Consider the following 25,950-nt stretch of genomic DNA (forward strand, 5'->3'; position numbering starts at 1 on the left):
TCAAATGATCCTTCGGATCATTTGACGCTGCGCAGATGGTTCGGGCGATTCGGCGGGCCGGGTGGGCGGCGCTTGTTGAACGGCGGCTGCCCGCGCCAGTAGCGGATCAGCAACCAGCCGAACAGCATGCCGCCGAGGTGCGCGAAGTGGGCCACGCCTGGCTGCAAGCCGGTCATGCCCAGCACCAGTTCGCCCACGCCAAACAGGATCACGAAGGTCCGCGCCTTCATCGGGATCGGCGGGAACAGCAGCATCACCCGCTGGTTGGGGAACAGCATGCCGTAAGCCAGCAGCAGGCCGAACACGCCGCCAGAGGCCCCCAGCACCGTGGCTGGGTTTTCCAGCAGCGTGCCCACCAGCAGCTGGCAGACGCCTGCACCGGCCACGCACACCAGGTAATACAGCAGGAAGCGCTTTTCGCCCCAGGTCTGCTCCAGCGGCGCGCCGAACATGAAGACCGCCAGCATGTTGAAGAACAGATGCATGAAGCTGCCATGCAGGAAACCGTAAGTCAGCAGCTGCCACGGCTGGAAGTTGCCACCCGGCGAGAACGCATCGAAGCCCTGCTGCAGCGGTTGCAGCATGAACGGCTCGAAGGTCTGCATGCCGAGCAGGAACGGCTGCTGCAGCAGGAACAGGATCGCGTTGGCGATCAGCAGGGCCTTGGTGACGGTTGGCAGTCGCGGGAACATGGGAGCACCGGCATGGAACGGCCTCCATCATAGCCGCAGCATCGTGTCTTGTTGGCGACCCGCGGGTCCGGCCTGTTCAGTCGCCAGCGATGCTCAGCGCGGGCCCCAAACGGCAGCATCCAGCGCTACCGCCGGATCGGTCGTGGGCATCCGCACCCGGCCGTTCTCAACCACCACGCCCTCGGCACGCAGCCGCTGCGACTGCTCGCGCCAGCCCGCCGACCCTTCTTCCATGGCGATGCGCCCATCCGAGCGCAGCACGCGGTGCCAGGGCAGGTCCGGGTCGTCGTTCTGGCCCAGGATGCGCGCGGTCAGGCGCGCACGCCCGGGCAGGCCCGCGCGCATCGCCACCTGGCCGTAGCCCATCACCTGCCCCGCCGGGATCGCGCGGATCACCGCCAGGATGCGCGCACGCGCCTGCTCCGGCGTCAGCGCCGCAGGCGGGTCACCAGCAGAACGCCAATCAGCACCAGCACGGTGCCGGCGATCTGCGCCGGCCCCATCGGTTCGTCGAGCAGCCATAGGCTCATCACGATGGTGGAAACAGGGCCCAGCATACCGACCTGTGCGGCCAGCGACGAACCCACGCGCTGCACCGCCAACATGATCGCCAGCACCGGCAGCACCGTGCAGACAGTGGCATTGACCAGCGACAGCCACTGTACCGGCGCCGGTGCCTGCCACAGCAGTGGCAGCGGATGGGTCACCGCGAAATGCAGCAGCACCAGCACGCTGGCCACGCAGCTGGCATAGGCGGTCAGCCGCACTGCACCGATGCGCGCGACCACCTGCCCGCTGCCGAACAGGTACAGCGCGTAGCTGAGCGCACTGCCCAGCACCAGCAGGCTGCCGACGATGATCTGGCCGCCCTCGCGCTGCAGGTCGTGCCCGAAGGCCAGCAGCACGCCGAGGTAACTCAGCACCAGCGCGCCGATCTGCCAGCGTCCCGGCCGCTGGCGCGCCAGCAGCACGTTGATCAGCAGCACCAGGGTCGGGTTCAAGTACAGGATCAGCCGTTCCAGCGTCACGCTGATGTACTGCAGGCCCTGGAAATCGAGCAGGCTGGACAGGTAATAGCCGGTGAAGCCCAGCCACAGCACGCGGGCGCGGTCGGCCCAGGACAGCGGCGTGGCCCGGCGCGCGGCCCACAAGGCCATCAACGCGAACAAGGGCAGCGCCATCAGCATGCGCAGGGCGAGCAGCGTGGTGGCATCGACGCCGTGGCGCAGGCCGAGCTTGACGATGATGGCCTTGCCGGAAGCAGCAATGGCGCCGATCGCAGCCAGGCCGATACCCCCCAGCGCGATGCGGGGGGAAGCCGTAGCGATGCGGGAAGCGGGCGTGGACATCAGGACGACAGCTGGCCGCGCAGAGCGGCCCGGTAAGGCGTGGGGGCGCCCATTGTCGCACGGGCGCCCTCGGTGCCCTGTAGAGCCGAGCCTGCGCTCGGCTTCGCCGAGCCTGGGCGAAAAGCAGCCGAGCGTGGGCTCGGCTCTACAACTGCGGGCTCAGCGCATCAGCACCACTTCCTCGGCCGAGGTCGGGTGGATCGCCACGGTGTCGTCGAACTGGGCCTTGGTCGCGCCCATCTTCACCGCCACCGCGAAGCCCTGCAGGATCTCGTCGGCCGCTTCGCCCAGCAGGTGGATACCCACCACGCGCTCCTCCGGGCCCGCGCAGACCATCTTGAACAGGCTGCGCTGGGTGCCGTTGGCCAGCGCCTGCAGCATCGGGCGGAAACGGCTGTGGTAAACGCTCACCTGGTCAAAACGCGCGCGCGCTTCCTCTTCGCTCATGCCCACTGCACCCAGCGGCGGATGCGAGAACACCACGCTGGCCACGTTCTCGTAATCCATCTTCGATTGCGGACGTCCACCGAACAGCCGGTCCATCAGCCGCCGCGAAGCCGCCACCGCTACCGGGGTCAGGCCGACCTTGCCGGCGATGTCACCGACCGCGTGCACGCTCGGCACAGAGGTAGTCTGCCATTCGTCCACCTGCACCTGCTCGTGCTCGCCGATGCCGATGCCGAGCGCTTCCAGTCCCAGATCACGGCTGTTGCCGCGGCGGCCGGTGGCAAAGAACACCGCATCGAACACGCTGTCGATCGGGCCGTCATGGCCGAACGCACGCACGCGCTCGCCATCGCGCTGCAGTTCGCGCAGGCGATAGTCGAAGTGGATCCGCACGCCCTGCTGCTTCAGGTTCTCGGCCAGCTGGTCGGTCAGCTCGTAGTCGAAGCGCTCCAGCAACCGCTTGCCCCGCACCAGCAGGCTCACCTTGCTGCCCAGTGCCTGCAGCAACCCGGCCAGTTCCACCGCGATGTAGCCGCCACCAATGATCGCCACCTCGGCCGGTGCCGCGCGCAGATCGAAGAAGTCATCGGAAACCAGGCCCAGTTCCGCGCCGGGAATATCCGGACGCAGCGGATGCGCGCCGGTGGCGATCAGGATGTGCTCGGCGCTGTAATGCACGCCGTCACTGCAGGCCACGGTATGCGCATCGAGCAGACGGCCGCGCGCAGGGATGCGCACCACGCCGGTTTCATCCAGGCGCTTGTGGTAGCTGGTGTGGATGTTGGTGATGTAGGCCTGGCGATGGATCACCAGCTCCTTCCACGACAGCGCCGGGCGTGCCTCGACATCGAAGCCCATCGCATTGGCCAGGCCGATGCGCTCGTGCAGATCGGCCGCCAGCCACATCGCCTTCTTCGGCACGCAGCCAACATTGACACAGGTACCGCCCAGTTCGCCCGGTTCCAGCATCGCCACGCGCTTGCCATGCTGCGCTGCACGGATGGCACCGGCCAGGCCGGCGGAACCGCCGCCAAGGACGATCAGGTCGTAATCATAAGGTGCAGTGCTCATCGGAATCGCTCGGGTCGGTAAGGGGCAGGATCGATCGCTGGCGTGCGGCCGCAGACGAGATCGGCGATCAGCTGGCCGGTGCCGGCGCTCATGCTGATGCCGAGCATGCCATGCCCCGCTGCAAGCCAGACGTGAGGATGCGCGGGCGCGCGGCCGATCAGCACAGCGCGCGCCCATCGCTCACCCCTGCTCCGTCCTGCGCCGCATCGGTGGCCACTGCCGATAGGTCATCGCACGCCATATCCACTCGATCGGGCCGAAGCGGAAATGGCGCAGCCACAGGTGCGAGAAGACCACCTGCGCGGCAAACAGCAGCAGCGCGAACAACAGCTGCACGCTGCGCGGCATCATCTCGAACCTGCCCAGGCCATAGTGGTAGAAGGTCCAGGTACACAGCAGCGACTGGCCAAGATAGTGGGTCAGCGCCATGCGTCCGACCGGTGCCAGCCAGGCCAACCGCGCACGCCAATGCACGATCCACGCGAGGTAACCCAGGCACATCGGCAGGCCACCGATCGTCACCAGCGCCATCGCCGCCGTCACCGGCAGGCCGTAGGCACCCGGCGCCAGGTAGGGCTTCCAGGCAACACCCAGCAGCGTGACCACAAGGCCCAGCGGCAGTGCCCCCCAACGCAGCACCGCGTACAGCCGCGGAAAGCGCTCCGGCGTCGCCAACGCGCCGCTGCCGGCGAACCAGCTGCCGATCAGGAACATGCCCAGCACTTCCGGGCCGGTGATCAGCAGCGCGCCCATCGAGGTGCCGAACTCGCTCAGGCGCTGCACAGTGGCCTGCGCCCAGCTGCCCTGCCCGTACACCTGCCGCTGCAGGTCGATGCTCTGCTGCGCGTCGGCAAGCATGCCCCGCACCTCTTCGACCGAAGCCATCGACACCATCGCGCCCACCAGCAGCATCAGCGCAACGCCGCCCAGATAGACGATCACGCCCATCCACGGCAGCCAGCTGCGCGGCGCCTCGCGGCAGGCCAGCAACGGCAACGAGACCAACGCGTACATCACCAGGATGTCGCCGGACCAGACCAGCAGCGCGTGGCACAGGCCGATCAGCAGCAAGCCAGCGCTGCGGCGCAGGTAGAACGGGGTGAAGTCGCGCCCGGCGGCCTCAGCGCGCTGCGCCATCACCGCGAAGCCGGCGCCGAACAGCAGCGAGAACAGGGTGAAGAACTTGCCCTGCACGAACACGTACACAAAGGCATCGGCCCAGTAGTCGATGCCCCGCCAATGCACGTCGATGCCGGTGAAGGCCAGGTCCAGCGGTCCGCTGAAGGCCTCGATGTTCATCAGCAGGATGCCCAGCAGCGCGGCACCGCGCAGCACGTCCAGCACGGCGATGCGTTCGCCGGAAGCGACCGGCTGCAGGGAAGGAGAAGCGGCGTTCACGGGGCGTCCGTCAGGCAGGTCCGCCATTATGCCGCCGGCCCACACGCCATGGATGGCCGCGTCGTGTTCCAGAAACGCAACGGCCCGCCGAAGCGGGCCGCTGCATCCATCACGATCGCGCTGCGATCAGTGCTGGTGACCGCCGTCGCCATGGACGTGGCCGTGGTCGATCTCTTCCTTGCCGGCTTCGCGCACGTCGACGATCTCGACGTCGAAGTGCAGGTCCTTGCCGGCCATCGGGTGGTTCAGGTCGACGTCGACGACGCTCATGCCGACCTTCTGCACGGTCACCGCACGCGGGCCGAAGTTGGTCTGCAGCACCACCTGCTGGCCCGGGGCCAGCTTGGCGTTGCCGAAGTGCTTCTTCGGCACGCGCTGGGACAGGCCTTCACGACGCTCGCCGTAGGCATCGGCCGCCTTGACGTCGACGTTGAAGGTCGCGCCGGCTTCCTTGTCCATCATGGCGTTTTCCAGGCCCGGGATGATGTTGCCGTGGCCGATCAGGATCGCCAGCGGCTCGCCGCGGTCCTTGGACGACTCGATCGGCTCCTGGCCGACTTCGGAAACGGTGTAGTGGAAGCGGACAACGCGGTCTTTTTCGATCTTCATGCGCAACTCTGTCTGGATCTGCCGGAGGCAGGCGGGTTGGGGCGGGTTGTCGCCCGGCGGGGACGCCGCCATCATGACGGCCAATCCAAGGTGGCGCATTATCCGGAGATCATGCACATCACGCCAGTTTCGTCCGGCCCGCGCCGGTTTCTCGCCCCGGCCCTGCTGCTGGCCCTGCCCGTGTTGATGACCGCCTGTGGCGGCGGCAAGGCCACCCGCCCGGCGCCGCCCCCGCCGACGGCGAACTGGCCGAAGACCGTGCCGGACAACCCCGAGGCCGCCAACTCGGTGCTGATGCGGGCCATCAGCCTGGTCGGCACGCCGTACCGCTATGGCGGCAACACCCCGGATTCGGGCTTCGACTGCAGCGGCCTGGTCGCCTATGTCTATCGCGAGATGCTGGACCTGCGACTGCCGCGCACCTCGCGCGACCTGGCCGCGGTACAGGGCCCGAAGATCGATCCGCAGCGCCTGGCCACCGGCGATCTGGTGTTCTTTGGCAGCCGAGGCAGCGTCACCCATGTCGGCATCTATGTAGGTGAGGGGCGTTTCGTGCACGCGCCGAGTACCGGCGGGACGGTACGCCTCGACTCGCTCAGCGGCCCCTACTGGAAAGACCACTACACAGGGGCGAAACGCGTCCTTCGCTAAAATGAACAGGCGATATGTTCAAAACTGTGACGCAAATCACAGCTGCAATAACGTTTTACTAACGGAATTTTTAACTTATCGGCGCTTTTACAGGGCATGATGCCCCATCGTTTTTTTCCTGTGACCGACGCGTGACGACTGACGACCTGAAAAGCGAAGGCCAGACTTCCGTATCTTCACGCAGTGCCCGCCCGTTGTTGCTTGGCCTGGCACTGTGCCTGACCAGCCTTCCGGCCTGGTCGCAGACTGCTCCGAACCGTTCCGATGTGCCCCCGGCCCCGGTGGCCGAAAGCGTCGCCCGACCGGCCGCCAAGGCCGAGGCTGCCGCTCCGCAGCGCAGCCGCGTCGATGCCGCCGCCAGCGCCACGCTGGCCGCCCTGCTGCCGCACCTGGCCGCCAACGACACCATTCCGCTGATGGACCGCTCGGCCGTGGTGGCCGGCGACCTCAGCCGCCTGCTCGCAAACTACGACACCAGCAGCGCCGCCAATGGCAGCGTTGTCGGTACCGCCGCCGACAACGGCAAGGTGCAGTCGCTGCTGCGCCGCGCGATGACCCTGCTGGGCACCCCGTACCGTTGGGGTGGCAGCAACCCGGACAGCGGTTTCGACTGCAGCGGCCTGGTCGGTTATGTGTTCCGTTCGGCCCTGGGCATCGAGCTGCCGCGCGTCTCGCGCGAGATGGCCCACGATGACAACGCCGAACTGATCAACGACCGCACCGCGCTGGCTGCCGGTGACCTGGTGTTCTTCGGCCGCAAGGGCCGCGTCGACCACGTCGGCATCTACGTGGGCGACGGCCGCTTCCTGCACGCACCGAGTTCGGGCAAGGACGTGCGCGTGGACACCCTGCTCAGTGGCTACTGGGGCAACAAGTTCATGCAGGCCCGCCGGGTCGACCTCTGACCCGCTGGCGCTACGGCGCCGCCTGAAATACAAAAAGCCGCTGCCCCGCAGCGGCTTTTTTGTTTGCGCCCCCGGTAGGTGCCGACCTTGGTCGGCATCGCGCCGCCTGCCCTGGTGGGTGCCGACCGTTGGTCGGCACTGCCTCCATCCACGCATGGCGTGGATCTACCGGGACCCGCCTTGGCCGCCACCGCGCCAACCAGCTCCCAAACAAAAGGCCCGCCGGGTCAGGGCGGGCCTTTTACATCTCCACGCAACCTCAGCCGCGTGGCGGAGTCGGGTCTGGATCGTCCACGCCCACATTGCTGGACGGATTGTCATACACCGCCTGGTCGAGCAGCCCGGTTTCCTTGGCCACGAGCACCGGCACCAGCATCTGGCCGGTCACATTCGTCATCGTGCGCATCATGTCCAGGATGCGGTCGATGGCATACAGGTAACCGATGGTCTCCAGCGGCAGGTTCGCCGCGCTCAGCACCACCGTGGCCATGATCACCGCAGTACCCGGCACGCCGGCGGTGCCAAAGCTGCCCAGCACCGAGGCGATCAGCACCACCACGTACTGCTCCGGGGTCAGCGGCACGCCGCTGTACTGCGAAATGAACACCGCGCACAGCGCCGGATAGATCGCGCCGCAGCCGTCCATCTTGATGCTGGCGCCCAGCGGCACCGCGAACGAACCGTAGTCCTTGTTCACGCCCAGGTTGTGGGTGATCGAACGCAGCGCCACCGGCATCGCAGCGAAGCTGGACGAGCTGACGAACGCAACCTGCATGCCCGGTGCGGCGCCACGGAAGAACTTCAGCGGGTTCAGGCCGTGCGCCAGCAGCAGCGCGCTGTAGACCACCACGATGTGCAGCGCACAGGCCACGTACAACGCCAGCACGAAATGGCCCAGCGGCAGCAGCTTCTCGAACCCATAGCTGCCGACCAGGCCCGCGATCAGGCCGAAGGTGCCGATCGGGGTGACTTCCAGCACGAAGCGGGTCACCTGGATCATGATGTCGCTCATCTGGCCGACCAGCTTGCGCGCCTCGGTCACCTTCTCGCCCAGCTTGACGATGGCAAAGCCAACCAGGCCGGCGAAGAAGATCACCGGCAGGATCGAGCCGCGACCCGCGGCCAGCACGGTCTCACCGGCCGCGTTGACCTTGGTGCCGATGCCGGACAGCGCATAGAAGACATTGGCAGGCACCACGTCCAGCAGCACCTGCACCACGCTGGGCACTTCGCGCGGCACGTAGTTGCTGGCCATGGACAACTGCAGGCCACCCGCGCCGGGCTGCAGCACCGTACCCACGGCCAGGCCGACACACACTGCCAGCGCGGCGGTGATCACGAACCACAGGAAGGTGCGCCCACTGAGCGCGGCCACGGACTTCTGCCCGTGCAGCGACGAGATCGCGTTGATGACCGCGAAGAACACCAGCGGCACGGCGATCATCTTGATCAGGGTGACGTACAGCTCACCGAGCGGGCCGAACCACGTTTCCGCGGCCGGGCCGAGCGCCCAGCCGGCCAGCGCGCCGAGCACGAAGCCACCGACCACGCGCTGCCAGAACGGAATCCGCAGCCAGGCAGAGACCAGCTTCATAGGCAATCCAGAGGGGAAGGAAGGGATGCTGGCACGATAGCCCAAGGCAGCCCGCAGAACGACCGCCCGGCCGGCAAATCAGTGTGTCATCGGCGTGCCTTGCTGGGGCGGGCATAATGAATGTCCCGTTACAGTTTGTGAGATCCCAGCGTCCATGCGTCGTTCCGTCTCCCTGTTGGCCGCCTGCGCCACCACCCTTCTGCTGGGCGCCTGCGCCAGCACTGCCCCCGCGTCCGCCCCGGCCGGCCTGAAGGTCGCCGTCGATCCCGTCGCCCATCCGGCCGGCGAGACCCCGCAGTGGTGGTACCGCAGCGGTGCCGCCCAGGCTGCGGCCAATGGTGCGATGTCCGGCAAGGCGAAGAACGTCATCCTGTTCCTCGGTGACGGCATGAGCCTGACCACCGTGGCCGCCTCGCGCATCTACGAGGGCCAGCGCAAGGGCGGCTCCGGCGAGGAGAACCTGCTGTCCTGGGAACGCTTCCCGGCCACGGCGTTCAGCAAGACCTACAACACCGATTCGCAGACGCCTGATTCGGCCGGCACCATGACCGCCATCACCACCGGCGTGAAGACCCACATGGGCGCGATCGGCGTCAGTGCCGGAAGCCGCACCGACTGTGCCGACAGCCTGTCCAAGGGCCTGCTGACCTGGCTGCAGCTGGCCGACAGCGCCGGCCTCGCCACCGGCGTGGTCTCCACAGCTCGCCTGACCCACGCCACCCCGGCTGCCACCTACGCGCACTCGCCCGAGCGCAACTGGGAAAACGACACCGACCTGACTGAAGCAGCCAAGGCGGCCGGCTGCAAGGACATCGCCCAGCAGCTGCTGTCGACCTCGCGCTATGGGCGCGGCCCGCTTGTCGCCCTTGGTGGCGGCCGTGGTGAGTTCACCACCGTGGAAGAGCGCGACCCGGAATACGACGACAAGGTCGGCCAGCGCCTGGACGGCCGCAGCCTGGTCCAGGAATGGCAGCAGGCGCATCCGCAGGGTGCCTATGTCTGGAACAGCAAGCAGCTGGCCGCGGCCGCAAATGCGCCGGCCATCCTTGGTCTGTTCGAGCCGGACCACATGCGCTACGAGTACGAGCGCCCGCAGGATCCGGGCGGTGAGCCGAGCCTGGCCGAACTGACCGCAGCGGCGATCAAGAACCTTTCAAGGCACCCGGAAGGCTACGTACTGATGATCGAAGGCGCGCGCATCGACCACGCCAATCACAGCGGCAATGCCTACCGTGCACTGACCGAGACCGTGGCACTGTCCGATGCGGTGCGCGTGGCCAACGAGCTGACCTCGGCCGACGACACCCTGATCATCGTCACCGCCGACCACTCGCACACGCTGAACTTCGTCGGCTACCCGGCACGCGGCAACCCGATCCTGGGCAAGGTGAAGGACAAGGGCGGCGAAGACGGCGCCGGCAAGCTGGACTACGCCCTGGACGGCACCGGCCAGCCGTACACCACGCTGAGCTACGCCAACGGCCCAGGCCACACCGGCAGCAGCAACCAGCAGCCGGCCGGGCCGAAGCGTTACCCGCACAACCCGAGCAGCTTCGAACCGGCCAACGGTCGCCCGAACCTGCGCGAGGTCGACACCGAGCATCCGGACTACATGCAGGAAGCGCTGGTGCCGATGAAGTCCGAATCGCATGGTGGTGAGGACGTCGGCATCTGGGCACGTGGCCCGGGCAGCAAGGCGATCCGCGGCACGCTGGAACAGAACGCGATCTACCACATGATCGTGCAGGCCACCCCGGCCCTGCGCGAGCGCCTGTGCCAGGCCGGCACCTGCGATGACAAGGGCGTGCCGGTGCAGTTGCCGGCACCGACGGCCTTCGAACGCAAGGCCGAGGCCAAGTGATCGCGCGGCGGGCCCGCCCTGCCCCTGCCAGCGGCCGCTTTGCGCGGTCGCTGGCAATGCTTGGCGTGCTGGTCAGTGCCAATGCACAGGCACAGGCACCGGCATGCAAGCTGCTGACCGACGAACACGGGTTGTGGCCGCTCCCCAACTGCGAGGTGGTCGATCACCGGCTGAAGATCAGCGCCGATACGCTGAAGGACCTGAACTACGACGACCACGGCCTGGCCGTGGTGTATGCCGAGCAGGGCTTCCACTACGTCGACCGCGCGGGCCGCAGCCTGCCGGTGCTGACCTGGGACAACGGCCCGGAAACGCCGCAGGAAGGCCTGCTGCGCGGCCGCGTCGGCAGCCGCGTCGGCTACTTCGACCTGAAGTTCCGCCAGGTGGTGCCCGGCACCTTCGATTTCGCCTGGCCATTCCAGGATGGCGTGGCCGAGGTCTGCAACGGCTGCCGCTGCGGCACGCCGGATGCCGATGGCCACAGGCCGATGGAAGGCGGAGAGCGGTTCCGCATCGACCGCTCGGGCCGCCGGGTGAAGTAGGTTTTTCTGCAGGGCTGCGCCCTGCACCTGCAGATGCAACGGCAACGGCCGAAGCAACAGCAACAGCGTGCATTCCGTGGGATGGCGGGGCACCGTGGGTGTGCGGGGACGGCGCAAGTACGTCCATGTAGCCTTGGTCGCCGCATCCATGCGGCTCACACCCCGCAAACCCACAGTGCCCCGCCTTCGACAGTTTTCCGGTGGCCAGTAGATCCACGCCACGCGTGGATGAAATCTGTCAGATATCGAAATAAATAGGGGTCAGATCCGTTTTCCGCAGGAAAACGGATCTGACCCCAAGAGCAATTCCGACAGTTCGCAGGAATCTGTCGAAGGCGGGGTGGGTCCGGTTGCGGGGGCGTGAGCCGCATGGATGCGGCGACCGAGCTTACATGGACGTACTTGCAGCGCCCCCCGCAACCGGGCCCACCCCGCCAATCCTCAGGAAACCAGCTTCGGCTGTTGCTTCGGCTCTTGCAGCGGCCGTGGCCTCTGCAGGTGCAGGGCGCAGCCCTGCCAAGTAAACCCCACCCTATACTTGCCGGCGTGACTGCCTTCCCTGCCCTCGTTCCGCTCGATGCGCCGCTGCTGGTGGGCTACAGCGGTGGTGTCGACTCGACCGTGCTGCTGCACTGGCTGTGGCGCTGCGCACAGGCCTCCGGCACGGCACTGCGTGCGGTGCATGTGCACCATGGCCTGCAGGCCGATGCGGACGGCTGGGTGCTGCATTGCCAGCAGCACTGCGCGGCACTGGGCATTGAACTGGCCGTGCATCGCGTGCAGATCGACAATCGCGCGGGCCTCGGCCTTGAAGGCGCGGCGCGGCAGGCGCGACGCGCCGCCTTCGCGGCCGAACTGCGCGACGGCGAAACGCTGGCACTGGCGCAGCACCAGGACGATCAGGCCGAGACCTTCCTGCTGCGTGCCCTGCGCGGTTCCGGTATTGACGGCCTGGCGGCGATGTCCGCACACAGCCACATTGGCGGGCATCCGTTATGGCGCCCCCTGCTGCCGGCAACGCGCAACGCGCTGCTCGACTACGCGCGCCAGCACGCGCTGCGCTGGATCGAAGACCCCAGCAATGGCCACGACCACGCCGATCGCAACTTCCTGCGCCTGCAGGTGCTGCCGTTGCTGCGCCAGCGCTGGCCGCATGCGGCTGCGGCATTGGCGGGCAGCGCAATGCACTGCGGACAGACCCGTGCTCTGCTGGACGAGGAAGACGCCGAGCTGATCGCCCACCTGGAAGTGGCACCACGCGTGCTTTCGCTGCAACTGCTGCGCCAGGTGTCACCGGGGCGTGCCGCGCGCGTGCTGCGCGCCTGGGTGATCGGCCACGGTGCCGCCCCACTGCCGGCCACGGTACTGCAGCAGGGTCTGCACGAACTGCTGCCGGCCGGCAACGATCGCCAGGCGCGGGTGCGCTGGCACGAGCATGCCATCCAGCAATGGCGCGATCACGCCTATCTGCTACCCGCGCAGCTGCCATCGCTGCCCTGCGGGTGGCAGGCCGAATGGGATGGGCGTGCCCCCCTGCCGCTGCCCGATGGTGGCCAACTGTGCCTGCAGGGCGCCGTGGCCTTCGAACGCACCCTTCAGGTCCGTGCGCGCGTGGGCGGCGAGCGCATCGTGCTGCCCGGTCGCCCGCATTCGCATGCACTGAAGGACTGCCTGCAACGCGAGCACCTGGCCCCCTGGCGGCGCGCCCAGCTGCCGCTGATCTTCGATGGGCCACAGTTGCTCGCTGCCGCCGACGTGGTCATTGCGGCCCCTCTGCAAGCCTGGTTGCAGGCCCAGGATGCTCAGCTGCAGTGGCGTCCCGGCGGCTGGTGAATTGACCCCCGCGCGCAGCCCGTCCACACTTGTCGCATGGCCAAGAAGTCCCCCGAAAACGCCTCCCCGGTCGCCCAGTTCGAGCAGTCGCTCGAATCGCTGGAACAGCTGGTGGAGCAGATGGAAACCGGCGAGCTGAGCCTGGAAGCCTCGCTCAGTGCTTACGAACGCGGCGTCGGTCTGTACCGCCAGTGCCAACAGGCGCTGGAACAGGCCGAACTGCGCGTGCGCCTGCTCAGCGATCCGGCGCAGCCGGAAGCATCCGAGCCTTTCGATCCGCCCAGCCATGACGGCTGAGGTTCTGTTCGCGCGCTGGCGCGACCGTATCGAAAGCCAGCTCGACGCCGCCCTGCCCTCGCCCGCCGAAGCACCGCAGCGCCTGCACCAGGCCATGCGCTATTCGGTGCTGGGCGGTGGCAAACGCATGCGACCGCTGCTTGTGTACGCCAGTGGCCATCTGTTTGGCGCGCAGCCTGAACACCTTGACGCAGCGGCGATGGCCGTCGAGCTCATCCACGCCTATTCGCTGGTGCACGACGACCTGCCGGCGATGGACGATGACGCGCTGCGACGCGGCAAGCCGACCACCCACATCGCCTTCGACGAAGCCACCGCGATCCTGGCCGGCGACGCCCTGCAGACCCGCGCCTTCGGTCTGCTGGCCGATGCGCCGCTGCCGGCCACGCTGCGCGTGGCCTGCCTGCAGACCCTGGCCCACGCCTCCGGTGCCTCCGGCATGTGCGGCGGCCAGGCGCTGGACATCGATGCCACCGGCCAGCAGCAGACGCTGGCGGCGCTGACCCGCATGCATGCGCTGAAAACCGGCGCGCTGATCCGCGCAGCGGTGCGTATGGGGGCGCTGTGCGGCCAGGCCCACGAACCACAGCTGGCCCAGCTGGACGGCTTCGCCGACGCGCTCGGCCTGGCCTTCCAGGTCCGCGATGACATCCTCGATGTCGAAGCCAGTTCCGAACAGCTGGGCAAGACCGCCGGCAAGGACCAGGCGCAGGACAAGAGCACCTTCCCCGCGCTGCTCGGCATGGACGGTGCGAAGGCGCAGCTGCGCGAACTGGCCGCACGCATGCAGGCCACGCTGGCCGACTATGGCGAAGAAGCCGATGCGCTGCGCGCGCTGGCAACGCTGGCGGTGGAACGCGATCACTGATCGCTGGCGTGACGTTGGCGCCAAACAGGAACGCCCGGCAATGCCGGGCGTTCCTGTTTGCGCATGCAGACGGTATTACTTGACCAGGCGCAGCGCGAACGGGTAGCGGTAGGCTTCGCCGTTGTTGGCCTTCACAGCGGCGATGATGCACAGAACAAGGTTGGCCACGTACACGATCGGCATCAGGATGGCGCCGATGACGACGAAGCTGAGGACTACGCAGACCAGCACGGCGATGGCAACGGTAATCTGGAAGTTAAGTGCTTCCTTGGACTGATCGGTCACGAAGCCCTTGCCCGCATCATCTTTGTTGATCAGCCAGATGATCAGGGCACCGATGAAACCGGTGAAGATGCCCAGCAGGTGCGCGGCCAGCGCCATCGTGCGCTGGTCGGCCGGGGCATTGGTGGTTGCCGGCGGCGGCGGGACGTTATCGAATTCACTCACGACAAAACTCCTTTTCATTGGGTGGTCTTGACCCACCAGCACCAAGCTGGATGCGTCAGGCGGGCATAGCTTACGCCATCGATGCCATCAATCATTACCGGCAATGGTCATCCGCCCCAGCAGGATCGAGCCGGTCCGGATGTGCGAGCGCGGGTCGACGTCGCTGCCGACCGCCTCGATGCTGCTGAACATCTCGCGCAGGTTGCCGGCGATGGTGACGCCGTCCACCGGGTACTGGATCTCGCCATTCTCGACACGGAAGCCGCCGGCGCCGCGCGAATAGTCGCCGGTCACCCCGTTCACCCCCTGCCCCATCAGCTCGGTCACCAGCAGGCCGTCACCCATCTGCCGGGCGATCTCTTCGAGCGAGCCGGCATTGGCCGCCAGCTGCAGGTTGTGCACGCCGCCAGCATTGGCGGTGGTCTGCAGGCCCAGCTTGCGCGCCGAATAGCTGCCCAGCACATAGCGCTGCAGCACGCCGTCACGGACCAGCGCCGAAGCACGGGTGGCCACGCCGTCGCCGTCGAAGGCGGCCGAGCGCAGGCCGCGGCGCAGGTGCGGCAGTTCGTCGATCTGCATCCACTCCGGGAACAGGCGCTGGCCGACGCTGTCCAGCAGGAAACTGGCCTGGCGGTACAGCGCGCCGCCGGACACTGCCGACAGCAGGTGGCCGACCAGGCTGCGCGCCACTTCTGGGGCGAACAGCACCGGCATGCTGCCAGTGGCCAACGAACGCGGCTGCAGGCGGGCGATGGTGCGCTCGGCGGCGCGACGGCCGACCAGGCCCACGTCTTCCAGGTCCCCCTGCGCCAGCGCGCTGGTGTACCAGCCATCGCGCTGCATGCCGTCGCCCTGCCCGGCGATCAGCGCGCAACCGATCGAATGGTGGGTGCCGCGCTCACGGCCGAAGAAGCCGTGCGAATTGGCGTACACCGACAGGCTCTGCATGCTCGACACGGAAGCGCCATCGGAATTGCGGATCTGCGCATCGGCCTCGCGGCCAGCCGCCTCGCAGGCCAGGGCCAGGTCCACCGCCTCATCGGCCTGCAGCGCCCACGGGTGCCAGCCATCCAGGTCCGGGAAGTCGGTGGCCATCAGTGCGGCCTCGGCCAGGCCGGCGGCCGGGTCATCCTCGGTATGCCGTGCGATCGCGCAGGCCTGCTCGACCGTAGCGGCCAGGCTGGCCTCGTTCAGGTCGCCAGTGCTGGCACTGCCCTTGCGCTGCCCGAAATAGACGGTCACGGCGATGCCACGGTCACGGGTGGACTGCACGGTCTCGACCTCGCCGAGGCGGACATTGACCTCCAGGCCGCGGTCCTCGCTGCAGCTGACCTCGGCCTGGCTGGCGCCCAGCGCGCGGGCGCGGTCGAGCAGCTGCTGGGAGAGGTCGGCCAGCCGTTCCAGCCGGGCCAGGCTGTCGTCGCCGACGGCCACTTCAGGGGCGATCACGTTCAATGCTTTATCCTGTACGGGTTGGGCCCGGCATCACGCCGGGCGACTTTTTTTGAAATCAGGTAGGGACGATGCGCGGACGCGACGAAGAAACCGGTGAATTCCACGACAAGAGCCGCAGCCAGAACCGGCGCGATGCACTCGACGTGCTGGCCCTGGGTGAGAAGCTGGTGTCGCTGACCCCGGCCCAGCTGGCGCGCCTGCCGATTCCGGAAGACCTGCTGCCGCACATCGCCGAGTGCAAGCGCATCACCGCCCACATCGCCCACAAGCGCCAACTGGCGTTCCTGGCCAAGCACATGCGCCGCGAAGAAGAGGCCACGCTGGATGCGATCCGCGATGCGCTCGACGCCAACAGCGAAACCGGCCGCCGCGAAGTGGCGATGATGCACCGCGTGGAAGACTGGCGCGACCGCCTGCTGGCCGAGGGTGACAAGGCGCTGGCCGCTCTGCTCGATGACTATCCGCAGGCCGACCGCCAGCAGCTGCGCACGCTGGTACGCAACGCGCAGGCCGAGAAGGCCAGGAACAAGCCGCCGCGCGCTTACCGCGAGATCTTCCAGGTGCTGCGCGGCCTGATGCTGCCAGCCGCGCTGGGCCTGAAGGCCGGCGCCGGAGACGCCGACCACATCGGGACCGGCGAGGCCGACGAGGACTGAGTCCCCGTCGGCCCGGGCGGTTGCTGTGGCCATCGCCACGCTCAGGCCTGGGTACCGCCGACGGTGATGCCCTCGATCAACAGCGAGGGCTGGCCGACACCCACGGGCACACTCTGCCCGTCCTTGCCGCAGATGCCCACGCCCTCGTCCAGGGCCAGGTCATTGCCGACCATGCGCACCTTCTGCATGGTTTCCGGGCCGTTGCCGATCAGGGTCGCGCCCTTCACCGGCGTGGTGATGCGGCCGTCCTCGATCAGGTAGGCCTCGGTGGCCGAGAACACGTACTTGCCACTGGTGATGTCGACCTGGCCACCGCCGAAGTTGACCGCGTACAGGCCCTTCTTCACCGAACGGATCATCTCCTGCGGGTCGTGCTCGCCGGCGCGCATGTAGGTGTTGGTCATGCGCGGCATGGTCAGGTGCGCGAACGATTCACGGCGCCCGTTGCCGGTCGGCGCCATGCCCATCAGCCGCGCATTGAGACTGTCCTGCATGTAGCCGACCAGGATGCCATCCTCGATCAGCGTGGTGCACTGGCTGGGGTGGCCTTCGTCGTCGATGTTCAACGAACCGCGGCGGCCGTCGAGGGTGCCGTCGTCGACGATGGTCACCCCCGGTGCCGCCACACGCTCGCCGATGCGGCCGGCGTAGACGCTGGTGCCCTTGCGGTTGAAGTCGCCTTCCAGGCCGTGGCCGACCGCTTCGTGCAGCAGCACGCCCGGCCAACCCGGGCCGAGCACCACCGGCATCATGCCGGCCGGCGCCGGCACCGCTTCCAGGTTCACCAGCGCCTGGCGCAGCGCTTCCTGGGCAAGGGCTTCGGGGCGGCCGCTGGCAAACAGGTCTTCGTAGCCATAACGGCCACCGCCACCGGCATAGCCAGTCTCGCGGCGGCCGTTGTGCTCGACGATCACCTGTACATTCAGGCGTACCAGCGGACGCACATCGGCCGCCAGCACACCGTCGCTGCGGGCGATCAGCACCGTATCGACGCCGCCGGACAGGCTCACCATCACCTGCTTCACGCGCGGGTCGGCGGCACGCAGGTAACCATCCAGGCGCTTGAGCACCTCGACCTTGGCTTCGTTGCCGATACCATCGATCGGGTCCAGCGCCGGGTACAGTGCGCGCGCATTGCCGCGCAGCAGCGATCGCCCGGACTGCGCACCGCCCTCACGCGAGATCGCGCGCGCCGACTGCGCAGCCGCCAGCAGCGCGTCGGCGTGGATGTCATCGGAGTACGCAAATCCGGTCTTCTCGCCGGAAATCGCACGTACACCCACGCCCTGCTCGATGGAATGGGCACCGTCCTTGACGATGCCGTCTTCCACGCTCCAGCTCTCGCGGCGGGCGTGCTGGAAATAAAGGTCGCCGAAGTCGACACCGGGGCCGAGCAACTGGCCGAAGGTGCGCTCCAGGCCAGCGGTATCCAGGCCGCCGGGGCGTAGCAGGCGGTCTTGGGCAAGCGTCAGGGCGATATCAGTCATGGTCTCGATCTGGGGGTGCAGGGGCGCTCAGGCAAGCCCCGTGAACAGGGAACCGCGCTCAGCGCGAGCGCGGCAGGTCGGTGACGGTCGGCGGAATGGCCGGTGCAGACGCCGGCACGGGCGGTGATGGGGTCTTGTCGCGGCTGCGCTCGATCACTTCCACCTTCGGTTCCTTCCATGGACCGGTCACCTTGTAGGTTCGGGCGCCAATCTCGCCCAGCGGCTTGGACAATACCGCATTGGTGGCCGCGCCCAGCGCGGCACCCACCGGGCCGCCGGCCACCGCACCGACCACGGTCAGCAGGTTGCCCGCGCGCGGGTTGACGTCGATGGTCTGGTCGAACCGCTGGTTGCGCAGGTCGGCCTGGCCACGGATGGTGATGTTGGCCGCCGGGCCTTCGATCAGCACCTTGTCGGTGCGCGCCATGCCCTGGCCGAACTGCATGCTGCCGTCGATCTGGTTGAACGCGAAGCCCTTGGAGAAGAAGTCGCGGAAGTCGAACATCAGGCGCCGCGGCAGCTGCGCGACGCTGAGCAGGCCCAGCACGCGGCCGGCGCCTGGCTCCAGCTCCAGCAGCTGGCCATTGCGCGCGTGCAGGTCGAGGCTGCCCTGCAGATTGCCCAGCTGGAAGTCCGACGGGCCTCCGCTCCACGAGGCCTGCAACTGCGCCTGGCCGGAACCGCCGCGCAACTGGCCGCCGTAGTCAAGATTCTGCATCAACCCACCCAGATCCTCACTGCGCACCTGTGCGGTCAACTCGGTTCGGGCACCGCCGGTCCGGCCCAGCCAGCGACCGCTGATGTCGATCTCCTGGTCCGGCGCACGGAAACGCAGCTCATCCACGTTCAGGCCGTTGGCCAGCGGCCGCGTGCGCAGCACCGCCTGGCCCAGCACCACCTTGCCGAACTTCAGGTCGGCAATGTCCAGCGCGAACGGCGGCAGCTTGGCCGGGTCCATGTCGTTGGCACCGGCCTGTACCCGCGCCGGTGCAACCGGCGCACCCGGTGCCGCCGGCAGTGACTGCCAGTGCACGCGGTCAAGCTGGCCACTGATCGTGCCGCCGTCCGCATTGGGGACGGTCAGGCGCCCGGCCAGCGACGGGCCGTCCAACCGCACATCCAGTGCCTGTGGACCCGGGTGCAGCTGCAGCCGGGTCTGCTCGAACACACCGCCGATCAGCTTCAACTGGCCGACCTGGACGTCCACCGCTCGCAGCGGCATCGCATCGTCGTCACCGCCGCCCCGCGCCAGGCCGATCCACTCCAGCGCATCCAGCGTCGCGCTGCGGCCATTGACCGTCAGCCCGCTCGGCGGCGGCTCACGATCAACATGATCACTGCCCAGCGTGACCTGCACGCCGGTCTGGTTGTTGTGGCTGCGTGCGGCCAGGGCCAGGCGCTGGCCGAAGGCCACATCGATGCGGCCGGCACCCATCGGCAACTGCGCGGCCACCGTGGTCGCCAGCGCTTCGGCGGCCGGCTTGTCCAGTGGTGCCGGCAGGTCCAGCCGCGTGCCGACCAGGTCCGAACTCAACCGCAGTTCACTCGGCGGCGCGGGCGCCCCCGGAGCCACCTTGGGCAGGTTGACCGCGATGGTCCACGCTGAAGTGCCGGTGATGTAGGGCTTGAGCCAGGTCATTTCCGGTGCGCGGTCAATCAGTACGCCCGCATCAAGATGCGCCGTCAGCTTCGATTCGAAGGCCCGCGTGCTGTCGTGCACGTAGCCACCGGCGCGCAGGCTCAGGCGGCCATCCTGGCCGAGGTGGCGCACCGCCAGTTCCTCGGCGCCGAAGCCGCCATTGCTGTAGCGCGCCTGCCCTCGCATGTTGTCGAAGGCCAGCTGGAAGCGCTTGTCGACCAGCTTCACGCCGGTCAGGTCGACCGTCCCCTGCAGATGACCACCGCCTTCATCGTGGTGCAGCGGCTGCAGCAGATCGAAAGTCACATGCGCCGGACCACTGGCGACCAGGTTGTCCAGGGTATCGCCATAGTCCTTGTGCAACGGGCTCTGGCGCAGCATCGCCAGCAGCTTGCCGGCCTCGCTCGGCGCGTCGGCGCGCACGTACAGCGGCTGATGGCCGAAGTCCGGAATGCCGGCTTCGAACTTCTGCACCGCCACGCCCGCCAGGTCGCCACGTCCACGCATCTCGAAGCCGGGGCCGATGAAGGCGATATCGGCATCGACCTGGCGCATCAGCGGCCAATCGTGCTGGAAGCGGATGTCGCCATTGCTGATGTGGCCGGTGGCCTCGAAGCGGCCATCGTTGTTGTCGAACGGCCAGTCGTCCAGGTCACCGGTGACCAGGCCGACACCGCCACGCACCTGGCCGCCGGCCAGCGCCATGTCCAGCCAGTCGGTGGCGCCCTTGCTCATCTTGGAATGGATCCAGAAGCGCTTGGCCGCCGTCATCGGCACGTCGTCCAGCTTGGCGGCCAACTGCAGCCACGGCCGCGTGCCGTCGCCCTGGAACCAGACGCCGCCGCGCACGTCGGCCGCGTAGTCGGTGCCCTCCACGCGCATCGCCGGCGTTCCGATCCGCCAACCGCCGCCCTCGTCGCGCCAGCCCACGATCTGTCCGGCCAGATGCAGGTCATGCCGCACGCCAAAGCCGGTCGGCCAATCGAACTGCAGCTGCCGTTGCGGCTGCAGCTGCAGGCTGAAGCCATCAGCATCGCCTTCGAAACGCCCCCCGAGGCCGCGCAGGCCCGGAGAATTGCCGACGCTGGCAAAGCCCAGCGACTGCAGTTCGCCCTGTGCCCGCAACGGGCCATCACGCTCGCCGGCCAACTGCAATCGGCGCACCTCCAGCTGCGGCCGGGACAGGAACAGCCAGCGCCGCAGTCCCGGTTCAAGGAGATTGCTCAGGGCCAGCCCTCGCAGCGCGGTGCCGGCCTGCACCGCACCGGCGTTCACCCGCAGCTGCTTGCCGATCTGCAGCTGCAGGCCATCGAGCTGCTGTTCGCCATCTTCGGTCTTCAGGCGCAGGCGCGGCACCTGCAACGCCCAGCCATCGGCCTGGCGCTGCCAGCGCAGGCGGGCCTGCAGCCGCTGCAGCTGCAGCTGCGGCGCTGCCACGCCGGGCATCGGTGCACCGTCGACGCGCACGTCCCGCAGGTCCGAATCGGTGGTCAGCGCGACCGGCGCGAAATCACGCAGGGTCAGCCACAGGTTCAGCTCGCCCTTGCCCTCGCGGAGGCGCACGCCGCCGGCCGCCAGCAAGGGCGACCAGGCATGGAAATCGACCGGGTCGGCGCCGAGCCAGGCCTGGCCGTTGCCGCGCACACGGTCCACGTCCAGTACCGCGGTCAGCGGCAGCGCCTGCGCATCGGCCCAGGCGCGTACACCCACGCGCAGGCGATCACCATTGACCCGCATGCGCAGGTCGATGCGCGGCAGCGTGGTGTCGATGCCGATCCCCGGCGCGTGCACGCCCAGGCGGCCGCCGATCACCTGCAGCTCGCCGAGCCGGCGCAACGCATCCAGCGGATCCCCCCCGTTGTCGGATTGCGGCAACCCGCGCACCGACCAGCGTCCGTCTTCGCCCTGCTGCAGGTCCAGGGCCAGGCCACGCAGGCGCAATTCGGTCAGCGAGCGCCCGGGCAGCAGCCCGCTGTACATCGATACCAGCACCTCGGCCTCGCCGATCGCCAGGCCCTGCCCGGCACCGATGCGCAGGCCCTTCAGCTGCAGCAGCGGGCCACGACGGGTCCAGGTCGTCTGCAGCTGGTCAAAACGCACCGGCTGGCCAGCCCGCTCGCTCAGCCAGGCGGCGATCCTGTCGGAATGACGCTCGGCCAGCGGCAGCAGTTGGCTGAAGGTGCCCACCAGCAGTGCAAGCCCGACCAGGCCCACCGCACAGGCGGCAATGAAATGACGGCGGATCCTTCGCAGTCGCAGGCGCGGCGGCGCGCTCATCGGCCACCGCCGGCCTGCAGCCGGCGAGGATCAGAGCAGAACAACATCGAATTGCTCCTGCAGGTACTGCTCGTCCGCCTGGAAGCGGATGCTCTTGCCGAGAAATTCCTCCAGCTCAGCCACCGCCGAGGACTCCTCATCGGTGATGCGCGCGACCACCTTGGTCGACGCGATGACCAGCAGCCGCGCGGCATCGAACTGGCGCACGGCGCGGGTGATCTCGCGGAAGATCTCGTAGGTCACCGTCTCGGTGGTCTTGATGCTGCCGCGGCCACTGCACTGCGGGCAGGTTTCCGACAGCTGGCGCTCCAGGCTTTCGACCGTGCGCTTGCGGGTCATTTCCACCAGGCCCAGCGGCGAGAAGTCGTACACCGTGGTCTTGGCATGGTCGCGGGCCAGCGCCTTTTCCAGCGTGCGCAGCACCTGGCGGCGATGCTCTGCATCATCCATATCGATGAAGTCGATGATGATGATGCCGCCCAGGTTGCGCAGCCGCAGCTGACGCGCCACTGCCTGCGCCGCTTCCAGGTTGGTGCGGAACACCGTCTCTTCCAGGTTGCGCTGGCCGAGGAACGAACCGGTATTGACGTCGATGGTGGTCATCGCCTCGGTCTGGTCGATCACCAGGTAGCCACCGGATTTCAGCGGCACCTGCTTGTCCAGTGCGCGGCCGATCTCGTCTTCCACGCCGAACATGTCGAAGATCGGGCGATCGCCGGAATACAGCTCCAGCTTTTCGGCCAGCACCGGCATGTACTTGGCGACGAAGGCCTGCAACTGGCCGAACGTCTCCTTCGAGTCCACCTTCACCTTGTCCACGTCCTTGCGGATCAGGTCGCGCACGGACCGCAGCGGCAGGCTCAGGTCTTCATAGATGATGCTGCACGACGGCGCCTCGCGGCCGCGGCGCTCGACCACGTTCCACACGCGCGACAGGTAGGCGATGTCCTCGGCGATGGCCTCGGCCGGCTGCCCTTCGGCGTTGGTCCGCACGATGTAGCCGTAGCCACCGTGCTGCGCCGACAGTTCGGTCACCAGCGCCTTCAGGCGGGCGCGCTCGGTTTCGTCTTCGATGCGCGCCGACACGCCCACCACCTTGGACTGCGGCAGCAGCACCATGTAGCGCGAGGGAATGCTGATCTGCGTGGTCAGGCGCGCGCCCTTGGTGCCGATCGGGTCCTTCACCACCTGCACCACGATGTCCTGGCCGTCACGCAGCAGCTCGACGATCGGCACGCTGGCCGGCGGTGGCAGGGTGGTGTTCTCGGTGTCGGCGCTGGCCACCGGCGCCGGCCGCACCACGTCATTGGCGTGCAGGAACGCCGCGCGCTCCAGGCCGACTTCGACGAAGGCGGCCTGCATGCCGGGCATGACCCGCTGCACCTTGCCCTTGTAGATGTTGCCGACCACGCCACGGCGCCAACCGCGCTCGATGTGAAGTTCCTGCAGCATGCCGTTTTCGATCACCGCGACACGGGTCTCGCGCGGGGTCACATTGACCAGGATTTCCTCAGACATCGGCAGCCTCCCTGGCGGCATCGGCAGTGGGGACCGGCACGCCACAGCGCGCCAGCAGACGATCGGTATGCAGCAGCGGCAGCCCCATCACGCCGGAGTAGCTGCCGGAAAGGTGTTCGATCCAGCGTTCGGCCCCACCCTGGATGGCGTAGGCGCCGGCCTTGTCCAGCGGCTCGCCGGTGGCGACATAGGCGGCGATGTCGGCGGCATCGATCGGGGCGAAGGTCACTTCGGAAATGACCAGCTCGCTGTCCAGGCCGCCCGCGCCGACCACCACCACGGCGGTCATCACCTGGTGGGTGCGCCCGGCCAGCCGCGCCAGCATCGCCCGCGCGTCAGCGGCATCGACCGGCTTGCCGAAGACCTCGCCGTCCAGGACCACCTCGGTATCCGAACCAAGCACCCGCGCCTGCGGGTCGTCGGCCAGCACCCGGGCCAGCCCGGCGCGCGCCTTGTCGGCGGCGACCCGGCATACATACTGTTCGGCGCTTTCAGTGGCCGCGCGCAGCTCGACGACCTCCAGGTCAAGGGCCTGGAAGGGGCGTCCGAGTCGGGCCAGCAGCTGGTTGCGTCGGGGGGAGCGGGAAGCAAGATAGAGCATCGGCACAGCATAACCTGAGGCCGCCACCTGAATCGTCGGCAACCCGTTACGGAACGCGTACAACCCCGAACAGGCTCACAGCGCGTTCATCGCTACGACACCACCCTCACCGGCACAACAAGGAGATCCCATGCGCCTGACCGCCACCCCGCTGCTGCTTGCCCTGTCCCTCGCCCTTGGAACCTCGATGACTGCTCATGCCGCTCCGTCGTCGCCGTCGATCGCCGCCGCGGCCGAAGGCACCCTGCTGAACATCTCGGCCAACGCCGAGGCCACCCGCGTGCCGGACGTCGCCACCCTGTCGGCAGGTGTGGTCACCCAGGCTGCCGACGGCAACAGCGCGATGCGCCAGAACGCCCAGCAGATGGACAAGGTGCTGGCCGCGATCAAGGCCGCCGGCATCGCCGAGCGCGACGTGCAGACCAGCGGCGTCAGCCTCAACCCGCAGTACCGCTATGCCGACAATGAGGCACCGAAGATCACCGGCTACCAGGCCAGCAACACGGTCAGCCTGAAGGTCCGCGACATCGCCAAGCTCGGCAAGGTGCTCGACGCGCTGGCCGCGCAGGGGGCCAACCAGATCAACGGTCCGCAGTTTGAGATCGACCAGCCCGAACCGGTCTATGACGAAGCCCGCCTGGCCGCCCTGAAGAAGGCCCAGGCCCGCGCCCAGACCTATGCCAGATCGCTGGGCCTGCAGGTGCGCCGCATCGTCAGCATCTCTGAAAACAGCAACGGCGGTTTCCGCCCGATGCCGATGATGCGCACCATGGCCGCCGGTGCGGCGATGGACAAGGCTACCCCGGTCGCACCGGGTGAATCGACCGTCTCGGTCAACCTGGACGTGGTGTTCGAACTGGGCCGCTGATCGCACCCGGCACGGCCGACACAGGCGGGTCCCGCAGGGGCCCGCCTTTTTCGTGTATTCCAGCGGCGTTGGCTGAAGGCCAGCCCAACGCGCATGCCCCTGCCTCTAGGCAGTGGCCGCCATGCCGCGCTACTGATGGACTGCCAGCCGCGTGCGGCAACCCCGCCACGGACCCTGGTGCGTTGAGGACTTCGTCACTGGCATGGAGGTGGATCATGGTTCGTACCTATCCCGTTGCATCCCCGCACTTCGACCCCGCCCGCGTAGCCGCCTGGAGTGCAGCGATCGCCCTGCACCTGCTGGCCTTCCTGTTGCTGCTCATCCCTGCGACCTACCAGGCCGTGCAGGCCCCGCGTGAAAAGAGTCCGGTCCGGCTGATCGAGAAGATTCCGCCACCGCCGGCGCCGCCGGTTCCGGTCCCGCCAAAAGAGATCGTCCAGGTGGTACCGAAGCCGCGGACGCAGCCGGTGGTACCGCCACTGCCCGCACCCACCGCGACCGTGGAAGAGACCCAGGGCATCGCATTGCCGGCCGCCGAACCGGCTGCGCCGCAATTGGCGCCCAGCATCGACACCTCCACCCCGCTGGCCGGCGCCCAGCTGCAGTACCGCAGCGCTCCGCCGCCGGCCTATCCGATCCAGTCCCTGCGCAACCACGAACAGGGCACGGTGCTGTTGCGGGTGGAAGTGGACACCCGTGGCCAGCCGGTCGCGGTCAGCGTCGAGCGCAGCAGCGGTTCGCGCAACCTGGACCAGGCCGCCCGCCAGCAGGTGCTCAAGCACTGGCGCTTCGAGCCTGCCCAGCGTGACGGCGTGGCGGTCCCGGCCATCGGCATGGTGCCGGTGCAGTTCTCGCTGCCGGACTGAGCGTCCCACCGGCCCGGCC

Annotated in this window: 23 protein-coding genes and 1 pseudogene; 10 read left to right on the plus strand and 14 right to left on the minus strand. The window is 68.0% G+C overall.

Annotated elements, in window-relative coordinates; translation table 11 throughout:
• Positions 1-17: 17 nt before the first annotated feature.
• The 7 genes and pseudogenes from AB839_RS12660 to AB839_RS12685 all read right to left on the minus strand — a co-directional run bounded on the left by AB839_RS12660 (position 18) and on the right by AB839_RS12685 (position 5,566).
• Positions 18-692 carry a rhomboid family intramembrane serine protease gene (locus AB839_RS12660; RefSeq protein ID WP_061479637.1) on the minus strand — a complete coding sequence of 225 codons (675 nt, stop codon included), beginning with the start codon at positions 690-692 and terminating at the stop codon, positions 18-20.
• A 93-nt stretch (positions 693-785) separates the two neighbouring features.
• Positions 786-1,124, minus strand: a complete 339-nt coding sequence (locus AB839_RS12665) for an MGMT family protein (RefSeq protein ID WP_241776781.1) — start codon at positions 1,122-1,124, stop codon at positions 786-788.
• Entirely contained in the window at positions 1,121-2,041 is a 921-nt protein-coding gene (locus AB839_RS12670; protein ID WP_061479639.1) for a DMT family transporter, read from the minus strand. The genes AB839_RS12665 and AB839_RS12670 overlap by 4 nt, the downstream gene beginning before the upstream one ends.
• A gap of 159 nt (positions 2,042-2,200) precedes the next feature.
• Entirely contained in the window at positions 2,201-3,559 is a 1,359-nt protein-coding gene (gene gorA / locus AB839_RS12675) for a glutathione-disulfide reductase (RefSeq protein ID WP_061479640.1), read from the minus strand.
• Positions 3,556-3,720 (minus strand): annotated as a pseudogene (locus AB839_RS21205) (amino acid dehydrogenase); the annotation flags it as partial. The pseudogene AB839_RS21205 and the gene gorA, both read right to left, overlap by 4 nt.
• Positions 3,721-3,739: 19 nt before the next feature.
• On the minus strand, positions 3,740-4,984 hold the full coding sequence (locus tag AB839_RS12680; protein WP_061479641.1) for a DUF418 domain-containing protein: 1,245 nt from the start codon (positions 4,982-4,984) through the stop codon (positions 3,740-3,742).
• A 99-nt stretch (positions 4,985-5,083) separates the two neighbouring features.
• Entirely contained in the window at positions 5,084-5,566 is a 483-nt protein-coding gene (locus AB839_RS12685) for a peptidylprolyl isomerase (RefSeq protein ID WP_061479642.1), read from the minus strand.
• Positions 5,567-5,677: 111 nt separating this feature from the next.
• Here AB839_RS12685 and AB839_RS12690 point away from each other — a divergent pair, with 111 nt between their 5' ends.
• Positions 5,678-6,217 (plus strand): C40 family peptidase, encoded by a 540-nt coding sequence (locus AB839_RS12690; protein ID WP_005418044.1) that lies wholly within the window; start codon positions 5,678-5,680, stop codon positions 6,215-6,217.
• A gap of 197 nt (positions 6,218-6,414) precedes the next feature.
• On the plus strand, positions 6,415-7,122 hold the full coding sequence (locus AB839_RS12695; protein WP_241776782.1) for a C40 family peptidase: 708 nt from the start codon (positions 6,415-6,417) through the stop codon (positions 7,120-7,122).
• A gap of 259 nt (positions 7,123-7,381) precedes the next feature.
• Here AB839_RS12695 and AB839_RS12700 read toward each other — a convergent pair whose 3' ends face one another.
• Positions 7,382-8,716, minus strand: a complete 1,335-nt coding sequence (locus tag AB839_RS12700; RefSeq protein ID WP_061479644.1) for a dicarboxylate/amino acid:cation symporter — start codon at positions 8,714-8,716, stop codon at positions 7,382-7,384.
• Between the two features lie 154 nt (positions 8,717-8,870).
• On the opposite strand from AB839_RS12700, the gene AB839_RS12705 reads away from it, so the two are divergent.
• The 5 genes from AB839_RS12705 to AB839_RS12725 all read left to right on the plus strand — a co-directional run bounded on the left by AB839_RS12705 (position 8,871) and on the right by AB839_RS12725 (position 14,117).
• On the plus strand, positions 8,871-10,577 hold the full coding sequence (locus AB839_RS12705) for an alkaline phosphatase (RefSeq protein WP_061479645.1): 1,707 nt from the start codon (positions 8,871-8,873) through the stop codon (positions 10,575-10,577).
• Positions 10,574-11,119: a WG repeat-containing protein gene (locus tag AB839_RS12710; RefSeq protein WP_061479646.1), complete on the plus strand. Its 546-nt coding sequence runs from the start codon at positions 10,574-10,576 to the stop codon at positions 11,117-11,119. Before AB839_RS12705 ends, AB839_RS12710 begins: the two co-directional genes overlap by 4 nt.
• Before the next feature lie 546 nt (positions 11,120-11,665).
• Positions 11,666-12,952 (plus strand): tRNA lysidine(34) synthetase TilS, encoded by a 1,287-nt coding sequence (tilS, locus tag AB839_RS12715; protein WP_197467682.1) that lies wholly within the window; start codon positions 11,666-11,668, stop codon positions 12,950-12,952.
• A 36-nt stretch (positions 12,953-12,988) separates the two neighbouring features.
• The gene (locus AB839_RS12720) at positions 12,989-13,249 is read left to right on the plus strand and encodes an exodeoxyribonuclease VII small subunit (RefSeq protein WP_005410522.1); all 261 of its coding nucleotides are present in this window, start codon (positions 12,989-12,991) and stop codon (positions 13,247-13,249) included.
• Entirely contained in the window at positions 13,239-14,117 is an 879-nt protein-coding gene (locus tag AB839_RS12725; RefSeq protein ID WP_061479647.1) for a farnesyl diphosphate synthase, read from the plus strand. Before AB839_RS12720 ends, AB839_RS12725 begins: the two co-directional genes overlap by 11 nt.
• A 75-nt stretch (positions 14,118-14,192) precedes the next feature.
• Here the strand turns inward: AB839_RS12725 and AB839_RS12730 are convergent, their stop codons facing one another.
• Together AB839_RS12730 and pmbA are read right to left on the minus strand one after the other, a co-directional pair.
• Positions 14,193-14,564 (minus strand): DUF4870 domain-containing protein, encoded by a 372-nt coding sequence (locus AB839_RS12730; RefSeq protein ID WP_061479648.1) that lies wholly within the window; start codon positions 14,562-14,564, stop codon positions 14,193-14,195.
• An 87-nt stretch (positions 14,565-14,651) separates the two neighbouring features.
• Complete coding sequence (gene pmbA, locus AB839_RS12735) at positions 14,652-16,019, minus strand: metalloprotease PmbA (RefSeq protein WP_061479649.1); 1,368 nt, start codon at positions 16,017-16,019, stop codon at positions 14,652-14,654.
• 68 nt (positions 16,020-16,087) lie between these two features.
• On the opposite strand from pmbA, the gene yjgA reads away from it, so the two are divergent.
• On the plus strand, positions 16,088-16,675 hold the full coding sequence (gene yjgA / locus AB839_RS12740; protein ID WP_061479650.1) for a ribosome biogenesis factor YjgA: 588 nt from the start codon (positions 16,088-16,090) through the stop codon (positions 16,673-16,675).
• 41 nt (positions 16,676-16,716) lie between these two features.
• Here yjgA and tldD read toward each other — a convergent pair whose 3' ends face one another.
• From tldD to AB839_RS12760, 4 genes are read right to left on the minus strand one after another with little or no spacing between them, the layout of a single operon-like run.
• Positions 16,717-18,162 (minus strand): metalloprotease TldD, encoded by a 1,446-nt coding sequence (gene tldD / locus AB839_RS12745; protein ID WP_061479651.1) that lies wholly within the window; start codon positions 18,160-18,162, stop codon positions 16,717-16,719.
• Positions 18,163-18,220: 58 nt separating this feature from the next.
• Positions 18,221-22,078, minus strand: a complete 3,858-nt coding sequence (locus AB839_RS12750) for a YhdP family protein (protein ID WP_061479652.1) — start codon at positions 22,076-22,078, stop codon at positions 18,221-18,223.
• A 30-nt stretch (positions 22,079-22,108) separates the two neighbouring features.
• Positions 22,109-23,596: a ribonuclease G gene (gene rng / locus AB839_RS12755; protein ID WP_005418079.1), complete on the minus strand. Its 1,488-nt coding sequence runs from the start codon at positions 23,594-23,596 to the stop codon at positions 22,109-22,111.
• Positions 23,589-24,197, minus strand: a complete 609-nt coding sequence (locus AB839_RS12760) for a Maf family nucleotide pyrophosphatase (protein ID WP_061479653.1) — start codon at positions 24,195-24,197, stop codon at positions 23,589-23,591. The genes rng and AB839_RS12760 overlap by 8 nt, the downstream gene beginning before the upstream one ends.
• A 130-nt stretch (positions 24,198-24,327) precedes the next feature.
• Here AB839_RS12760 and AB839_RS12765 point away from each other — a divergent pair, with 130 nt between their 5' ends.
• Together AB839_RS12765 and AB839_RS12770 are read left to right on the plus strand one after the other, a co-directional pair.
• Positions 24,328-25,065: an SIMPL domain-containing protein gene (locus AB839_RS12765; RefSeq protein WP_005418081.1), complete on the plus strand. Its 738-nt coding sequence runs from the start codon at positions 24,328-24,330 to the stop codon at positions 25,063-25,065.
• Between the two features lie 215 nt (positions 25,066-25,280).
• On the plus strand, positions 25,281-25,931 hold the full coding sequence (locus AB839_RS12770) for an energy transducer TonB (protein WP_061479654.1): 651 nt from the start codon (positions 25,281-25,283) through the stop codon (positions 25,929-25,931).
• The last annotated feature ends 19 nt before the right edge of the window (positions 25,932-25,950 follow it).

The sequence above is a fragment of the Stenotrophomonas sp. DDT-1 genome (assembly GCF_001580555.1).
Lineage (GTDB): Bacteria > Pseudomonadota > Gammaproteobacteria > Xanthomonadales > Xanthomonadaceae > Stenotrophomonas > Stenotrophomonas sepilia.

Coding starts and splice junctions, on each gene's coding strand:
- AB839_RS12660 (WP_061479637.1), bottom strand. CDS start 692: ATGTTCCCGCGACTGCCAACCGTCACCAAGGCCCTGCTGATCGCCAAC.
- AB839_RS12670 (WP_061479639.1), bottom strand. CDS start 2,041: ATGTCCACGCCCGCTTCCCGCATCGCTACGGCTTCCCCCCGCATCGCG.
- gorA (WP_061479640.1), bottom strand. CDS start 3,559: ATGAGCACTGCACCTTATGATTACGACCTGATCGTCCTTGGCGGCGGT.
- AB839_RS12680 (WP_061479641.1), bottom strand. CDS start 4,984: ATGGCGGACCTGCCTGACGGACGCCCCGTGAACGCCGCTTCTCCTTCC.
- AB839_RS12685 (WP_061479642.1), bottom strand. CDS start 5,566: ATGAAGATCGAAAAAGACCGCGTTGTCCGCTTCCACTACACCGTTTCC.
- AB839_RS12690 (WP_005418044.1), top strand. CDS start 5,678: ATGCACATCACGCCAGTTTCGTCCGGCCCGCGCCGGTTTCTCGCCCCG.
- AB839_RS12700 (WP_061479644.1), bottom strand. CDS start 8,716: ATGAAGCTGGTCTCTGCCTGGCTGCGGATTCCGTTCTGGCAGCGCGTG.
- AB839_RS12705 (WP_061479645.1), top strand. CDS start 8,871: ATGCGTCGTTCCGTCTCCCTGTTGGCCGCCTGCGCCACCACCCTTCTG.
- AB839_RS12720 (WP_005410522.1), top strand. CDS start 12,989: ATGGCCAAGAAGTCCCCCGAAAACGCCTCCCCGGTCGCCCAGTTCGAG.
- AB839_RS12725 (WP_061479647.1), top strand. CDS start 13,239: ATGACGGCTGAGGTTCTGTTCGCGCGCTGGCGCGACCGTATCGAAAGC.
- yjgA (WP_061479650.1), top strand. CDS start 16,088: ATGCGCGGACGCGACGAAGAAACCGGTGAATTCCACGACAAGAGCCGC.
- tldD (WP_061479651.1), bottom strand. CDS start 18,162: ATGACTGATATCGCCCTGACGCTTGCCCAAGACCGCCTGCTACGCCCC.
- AB839_RS12750 (WP_061479652.1), bottom strand. CDS start 22,078: ATGAGCGCGCCGCCGCGCCTGCGACTGCGAAGGATCCGCCGTCATTTC.
- rng (WP_005418079.1), bottom strand. CDS start 23,596: ATGTCTGAGGAAATCCTGGTCAATGTGACCCCGCGCGAGACCCGTGTC.
- AB839_RS12760 (WP_061479653.1), bottom strand. CDS start 24,197: ATGCTCTATCTTGCTTCCCGCTCCCCCCGACGCAACCAGCTGCTGGCC.
- AB839_RS12765 (WP_005418081.1), top strand. CDS start 24,328: ATGCGCCTGACCGCCACCCCGCTGCTGCTTGCCCTGTCCCTCGCCCTT.
- AB839_RS12770 (WP_061479654.1), top strand. CDS start 25,281: ATGGTTCGTACCTATCCCGTTGCATCCCCGCACTTCGACCCCGCCCGC.